The sequence below is a fragment of the Enterococcus sp. 4E1_DIV0656 genome, assembly GCF_002140695.1.
GTDB lineage: Bacteria > Bacillota > Bacilli > Lactobacillales > Enterococcaceae > Enterococcus_D > Enterococcus_D entomosocium.
Genome location: NZ_NGLF01000001.1, coordinates 1,670,825 through 1,677,125 on the forward strand (window position 1 = coordinate 1,670,825; position 6,301 = coordinate 1,677,125).

At 44.4% G+C, this 6,301-nt stretch carries 6 protein-coding genes and 1 rRNA gene (1 of these 7 only partly in view); 4 read left to right on the top strand and 3 right to left on the bottom strand.

The genetic code is table 11. The features are described from left to right. Window positions 1-82: 82 nt before the first annotated feature. Window positions 83-685, bottom strand: coding sequence for a bis(5'-nucleosyl)-tetraphosphatase (symmetrical) YqeK (yqeK, locus tag A5882_RS07905; protein WP_086299137.1), 603 nt, complete (start codon window positions 683-685; stop codon window positions 83-85). Between the two features lie 5 nt (window positions 686-690). Further along, complete coding sequence (locus A5882_RS07910; protein WP_008378083.1) at window positions 691-1,668, bottom strand: NAD(P)/FAD-dependent oxidoreductase; 978 nt, start codon at window positions 1,666-1,668, stop codon at window positions 691-693. A 140-nt stretch (window positions 1,669-1,808) separates the two neighbouring features. Between A5882_RS07910 and A5882_RS07915 the strand changes: the two genes are divergently transcribed. Then, on the top strand, window positions 1,809-2,396 hold the full coding sequence (locus tag A5882_RS07915; protein ID WP_086372638.1) for a peptidylprolyl isomerase: 588 nt from the start codon (window positions 1,809-1,811) through the stop codon (window positions 2,394-2,396). An 87-nt stretch (window positions 2,397-2,483) separates the two neighbouring features. On the opposite strand, the gene A5882_RS07920 is transcribed toward A5882_RS07915, so the two are convergent. After that, the gene (locus A5882_RS07920) at window positions 2,484-3,665 is read right to left on the bottom strand and encodes a MalY/PatB family protein (RefSeq protein WP_086299139.1); all 1,182 of its coding nucleotides are present in this window, start codon (window positions 3,663-3,665) and stop codon (window positions 2,484-2,486) included. Between the two features lie 93 nt (window positions 3,666-3,758). Here A5882_RS07920 and A5882_RS07925 point away from each other — a divergent pair, with 93 nt between their 5' ends. The 3 genes from A5882_RS07925 to A5882_RS07935 all read left to right on the top strand — a co-directional run. Beyond that, window positions 3,759-4,139: a CvfD/Ygs/GSP13 family RNA-binding post-transcriptional regulator gene (locus A5882_RS07925; protein ID WP_005231980.1), complete on the top strand. Its 381-nt coding sequence runs from the start codon at window positions 3,759-3,761 to the stop codon at window positions 4,137-4,139. Between the two features lie 67 nt (window positions 4,140-4,206). Further along, window positions 4,207-4,569, top strand: coding sequence for a hypothetical protein (locus tag A5882_RS07930; protein ID WP_008378091.1), 363 nt, complete (start codon window positions 4,207-4,209; stop codon window positions 4,567-4,569). A 564-nt stretch (window positions 4,570-5,133) separates the two neighbouring features. Next, a 16S ribosomal RNA gene (locus A5882_RS07935) occupies window positions 5,134-6,301 on the top strand; it runs 392 nt beyond the window's last position.

A 6,301-nucleotide genomic window follows, 5' to 3' on the forward strand; every position in this document is an offset into this window, starting at 1 on the left:
ATGCGACTGATGGATTGCAATCATAAGTTGTGCCCTATTCCAGTTGCAGCCCATGCCGTTTGGGTTTAGTCCCTTCTGACATTTAGGTGTTTGCTAATTTTGCTTTGGCTGCCACTGCCCAAGGATGGGGGACCACTAAGTCACCGGCAAAGAGCCAGTCCATATAATAGCCAGCGGCAGATTCCAAGGAATCATCGAGGCGCTCTAATAAACCGGTTAAGAAAGGTGCTTGATCTTTGCGATCCCATTTGATTTTGTCGGCTAAAAAAACGATCAGATCGAGACGACTATATTGGGCCTTTAAGGTGGTATGACAGCTGATGGCGGACAGAATCTCTGGGTCAGACACCTGAAAAACCGTTTTTGCCAACAAAGCGGATTGCTGCTGATGCAGCAAAAAAGGTGCTTGCCGCTCCGCGTCTAAGATCGGTTCGCCTACCGCTATCTGCAAGGCGATTCGCTGGTCATTAGGGATGACGACGCTGACATCGTGCAGCAGTCCTGCTGAGTAAGCTTTGTCCGCGTTGACTTGAAACCGTTCTGCCAATCCTTTGGCTTCTTGGGCAACGGCTAGATTGTGGACCGCCGTTTCGGCATGATCGAAGGCTTCCAGATACTGAACCATTTGCTCAGTGAGGGTCTTCCCCTGTAAAGGGAGATAGGTGGCAAGACCAACTTGTTTCATCTCAGCTACTCCTTAAAAAGACTCGTACTGTGGGCGGGTTGCGTCCGCGTTTTGGGATCAATGTAATGGAGTGCATTGTTCACCGCAGTTGGGGCTTCCCCGAAACCAGTAGCGATCAGGTCGACTTTTCCATCGTATAAAACGACATCCCCACAGCCATAGATCCCAGGAACAGACGTGCTCATATCTGAAGAGACGAAGACTCCTTGGCGGCTGCTTTTCATGCCCCAATCCTTGATGTTCAATGTGGAAGAAAAACCGTAATTGACGATCAAAGCATCCAATGAAAGGCTGACCGTTTCATCACCCTTGACTTGCTGCAACGAGACACCAGTCAAACGTTGCTCTCCTTGGAGCTCTTGAATCACATAAGGAGTCAGAATGTTGACGGCAGAAGCTTGTAATTTGCTGACGCTATGTTCATGAGCACGAAATTCAGGACGGCGATGGATCAAGTAGACTTCACTAGCGATCGGCTCCAGCATCAATGCCCAATCGATGGCAGAATCGCCGCCACCGGCGATCGCTACTTTGCGTCCGGCATACTTCATCAAATCGGTGACAAAATAGTCTAAGCCGTATCCTTCAAACCGCTCGCTTTCTGGCAAAGTCAGTTTGCGCGGCTGGAAGGAGCCGTTTCCTAAAGCCAAAATCACGGCTTTCGAGTAATGGATTCCTTTGTCGGTAGTGACTTCGATATAGTCTTCTTGTTTTTCGACCGACAAGACGGTTTCTTCTAAACAATATTGGTGATTGAAGGTCGTCAACTGTTTTTCCAGGTTTTGGACAAGATCGCCCGCTTTGATTTTCGGATAACCTGGGATATCGTAGATGTATTTTTCTGGGTATAAAGTAGCAAGCTGACCGCCTAATTGCGGCAAGCTGTCGATGATCTTGGTTTTGGCGTTACGCATACCGGCATAGAAGGCAGAAAACATCCCGCTAGGTCCGGCGCCGATAATCGTTATATCAAAAATATCCATGTTATTCCTCTTTTCTAAGCACGTTGGGGTGAAGCATGTTCGTGTTGTACGAATAGCTTCATTATAGCAAAAATTATCCAAACTAGCATTTTTTCAATTTTCTGCTATCATGGATTTATGAGAGAGAAGGAGGAGTTAATGTGTCTAAATTTCCACAGTTAGCATTAGAAAAACAAACTGGCCATAAAGCAGTCATCAAAACCAATCGTGGGGATGTAGTTGTACAATTGTTCCCAGAATTGGCACCAAAAACAGTGAAAAACTTCGTTGAATTAGCGAAAAAAGGGTATTACGATGGGATCATCTTCCACCGTGTCATTCCTGATTTTATGATTCAAGGCGGTGACCCAACTGGTACAGGAATGGGCGGCGAAAGCATCTATGGCGGCAGCTTTGAAGATGAATTTTCAAAAGAATTGTTCAATCTTCGTGGCGCTTTATCCATGGCAAACGCTGGTCCGAATACTAACGGCAGTCAGTTTTTCATCGTCAACAATCAAAATGTTCCTAGCAACATGTTAGGTCAATTAGAAGGTGCTGGTTATCCAGCTGAAATCATCGAAGCCTATCAAGCAGGTGGTACTCCTTGGTTAGATTTCCGTCACTCAGTCTTCGGTCATGTGATCGAAGGAATGTCAGTTGTTGATGAAATCGCTGGCGTGCAACGGGGACCACAAGATCGTCCAGTGCATGATGTAGTGATCGAAACGATCGAAATCAGCGAATAAAACAAAAGAACCCAAAGCAGTTTCAACGGTCATCCTCAGGAGACCGTTGAAATGGCAGCTTTAGGGTTCTTTTTTTACACGTAAGCGTTAATCGATCGGTTGGTCTTTAAACGCGGCGGCGATTTGATTGAGTGCTTTTTCTAATAGCTCTTTAGGGCAGGCAAAGTTTAGCCGCATATGGTGACTCCCGTGGGGACCAAAGATACTTCCTTGATTCAACACGACGCTGGCTTCTTTGATCAGTTTTCTATGTAGCTGATTGTCCGTTAGGCCATAGGCAGAAAAATCTAGCCAGATCAAGTAAGTTCCTTCAGGCTTTTGAAACGACACGGTTGGCAGTTGGTCAGTCAAAAAGTCACAGACAAAGGTGCGATTTGCCTCTAAGTAGGACAATAGTTCTTCTAACCATTCTTCAGATTCACGATACGCTGCTTCAGTAGCGATCAATCCAAACGTATTGATCTCCCCTTGAACGTTACGCTCCTGTGTTTTTGCAAATTGGCTGCGCAAGGTTTTATCTTTGATGAATACCATCGAATTTTTGATCCCAGCTAAATTAAAGGTCTTGGTTGCTGAAGTCAAGATGATTGAAAAATCGGCAAAGTTTGGCTCAACTGTTTGGAAAGAAACAAAGTGATTTGGCGCAAAAACGATGTCTTGATGAATCTCATCACTGACAACGATCACTTGATGTTTTTGACAAATACGGCCGATCGCCAGTAGTTCTTCTTTGGACCATACCCGGCCACCAGGATTATGCGGATTACATAGAAGAAACAATTTTACCTTCTTTTCGATGATCGTTCGTTCCATCGCATCAAAATCGATGACGAAGCGTCCATCTTTTTCCAATAAGGGTTCTTGAATTAAGGTACGCTGATTGTTTTTGACAACATGGGCAAAGGGATGGTAAACCGGATCGTGGATCAATACGGCATCTCCTTCTTGGGTGTAACTTTGGATCGCTAGTGCAATACTAGGAACGACACCGCTATTAAAAAGGATCGCTTCTTTATTGATGGTATAACCATGACGTCTTTGCTGCCAATCGATGATGGATTCAAGCAGCGAATCAGGGATGGTGGAGTACCCATAGATCCCTTGGGCAACTGCTTTTTCTAACGCTTTTTTCACTGGTTCTGGTGCCAGAAAATCCATGTCGGCTACCCAAAGCGGCAATAAGTTTTCTTCCTTATAGGTTTTTGCAATTGTATCCCATTTGACGCTATTGGTATTTAAGCGCGGATGAACTTTGTCAAAATTGATCATGCGTTTCCCTCCTATATTGTGTAACGTTGTTTCTGATGCTTCAAATCTACCACTAGTTCAAGTATAATGAAAGTGGAAAAGAGAGGAAAGACTATGAATTATCAAATCGGGAACATTATAGAAGGAACAGTCACTGGGATTCAACCCTATGGTGCATTTGTTTCGTTAGATAAAGAAACGCAAGGCTTGATCCATGTTTCAGAGATCCAATCCGGGTTTACTAAAAATATCCATGAAGTCTTACAGATCGGCCAAAAAATCCGTGTACAAATCATTGATATTGACGAATACAGCCAAAAGATCAGTTTGTCCCGCCGTACATTGGAATCAAGTTTTGTTCAGCCACCCTTTAAGCGTAAACGCTACTTTACAAATAAGAATAAGCGGATCGGTTTCCGTACGATTGGAGAAGCTTTACCAGTGTGGGTGAAAGAAGCTAAAGAAATGTTAGAAAAAGAAAACAGCAACAGATAATCGTGCATATTTTCTGAAAATGTGCTAAAATTAGTTTACAAACAGATGAATAACTGAGGTGGGTATTTTGGGATCCAAAAAAGTAGCGGGTACAGTTATGATGCACTTAACAAATGGTTCGAAACGATTTTTGATGCAAATACACGAAGGCACTGCGGAATTAGCGTCAACGGATTTTTCTGAAGATAAAACCGGCTTGGCTACGATCTTACAATTGTTTAAAGACCGTATTCACCTTGATGTGACAGCGATCGAACTCGTTGAACTCACAAACGGAAATATTGATACGCAAAATATTCCTTTATTTGTTTTTGAAACACAAGAAGCAGGACAAACGCAACAGCTGCCAGAGGGGTATGCGTGGGAAGAGCCCAATATCTTTCGTAAGATCATTGAAGACTATAAGATCGAAGGCGTTCCGTTCTTTTAGCACCTGAATACTAGCGAAAAGACTGAAGACCGTTACAACGGTCTTTTTTTATTGAAAACTTTTTGTAAATAAAATGAAATATTTCCTTGACCTAAGTCAAGAAGAATGGTAAATTAGTCAACGTTGGCAATTGAGTCAGCGGGTCAAAAGAGCGTTTGAAAAAACTTCAAAAAATGCTTGACCAAAAATGAAACAGATGATATTATAACGAAGTCGCAATAATAAAATAGTTAATCGATGTTGATACATCAACAAAATTAATTAAAAAAAGTTGTTGACAAATAACAAATCATTTGTTATTCTAATGAAGTCGCTGAGACAGCCGCTGCGAAGTTGAAAAACAACGAGCGAAAAAAACTTTTAAAAAAGAGTTGACAATCAATTGTCGCTCTGATATGATATAAAAGTTGCTAACACAGCACTGTAGACCTTTGAAAACTGAACAAAGCAAGCAAACGAACCAATGTGTAGGACGTTTCAATTTATTGAAACAAATACATGCAAGCAATAGCTAGCAAAGTTAATTTTTATGAGCTTAATGACCGTATGGTCATTCAAACAAATCATTATGAGAGTTTGATCCTGGCTCAGGACGAACGCTGGCGGCGTGCCTAATACATGCAAGTCGAACGCTTTTTCTTTCACCGGAGCTTGCTCCATCGAAAGAAAAAGAGTGGCGAACGGGTGAGTAACACGTGGGTAACCTGCCCATCAGAAGGGGATAACACTTGGAAACAGGTGCTAATACCGTATAACACTATTTTCCGCATGGAAGAAAGTTGAAAGGCGCTTTTGCGTCACTGATGGATGGACCCGCGGTGCATTAGCTAGTTGGTGAGGTAACGGCTCACCAAGGCAACGATGCATAGCCGACCTGAGAGGGTGATCGGCCACACTGGGACTGAGACACGGCCCAGACTCCTACGGGAGGCAGCAGTAGGGAATCTTCGGCAATGGACGAAAGTCTGACCGAGCAACGCCGCGTGAGTGAAGAAGGTTTTCGGATCGTAAAACTCTGTTGTTAGAGAAGAACAAGGATGAGAGTAGAACGTTCATCCCTTGACGGTATCTAACCAGAAAGCCACGGCTAACTACGTGCCAGCAGCCGCGGTAATACGTAGGTGGCAAGCGTTGTCCGGATTTATTGGGCGTAAAGCGAGCGCAGGCGGTTTCTTAAGTCTGATGTGAAAGCCCCCGGCTCAACCGGGGAGGGTCATTGGAAACTGGGAGACTTGAGTGCAGAAGAGGAGAGTGGAATTCCATGTGTAGCGGTGAAATGCGTAGATATATGGAGGAACACCAGTGGCGAAGGCGGCTCTCTGGTCTGTAACTGACGCTGAGGCTCGAAAGCGTGGGGAGCGAACAGGATTAGATACCCTGGTAGTCCACGCCGTAAACGATGAGTGCTAAGTGTTGGAGGGTTTCCGCCCTTCAGTGCTGCAGCAAACGCATTAAGCACTCCGCCTGGGGAGTACGACCGCAAGGTTGAAACTCAAAGGAATTGACGGGGGCCCGCACAAGCGGTGGAGCATGTGGTTTAATTCGAAGCAACGCGAAGAACCTTACCAGGTCTTGACATCCTTTGACCACTCTAGAGATAGAGCTTCCCCTTCGGGGGCAAAGTGACAGGTGGTGCATGGTTGTCGTCAGCTCGTGTCGTGAGATGTTGGGTTAAGTCCCGCAACGAGCGCAACCCTTATTGTTAGTTGCCATCATTTAGTTGGGCACTCTA

Bases quoted from the DNA above. Each gene is read 5' to 3' on its own strand.
- yqeK (WP_086299137.1), bottom strand. From the start codon at position 685: ATGAAACAAGTTGGTCTTGCCACCTATCTCCCTTTACAGGGGAAGACC.
- A5882_RS07910 (WP_008378083.1), bottom strand. From the start codon at position 1,668: ATGGATATTTTTGATATAACGATTATCGGCGCCGGACCTAGCGGGATG.
- A5882_RS07920 (WP_086299139.1), bottom strand. From the start codon at position 3,665: ATGATCAATTTTGACAAAGTTCATCCGCGCTTAAATACCAATAGCGTC.
- A5882_RS07925 (WP_005231980.1), top strand. From the start codon at position 3,759: ATGAATTATCAAATCGGGAACATTATAGAAGGAACAGTCACTGGGATT.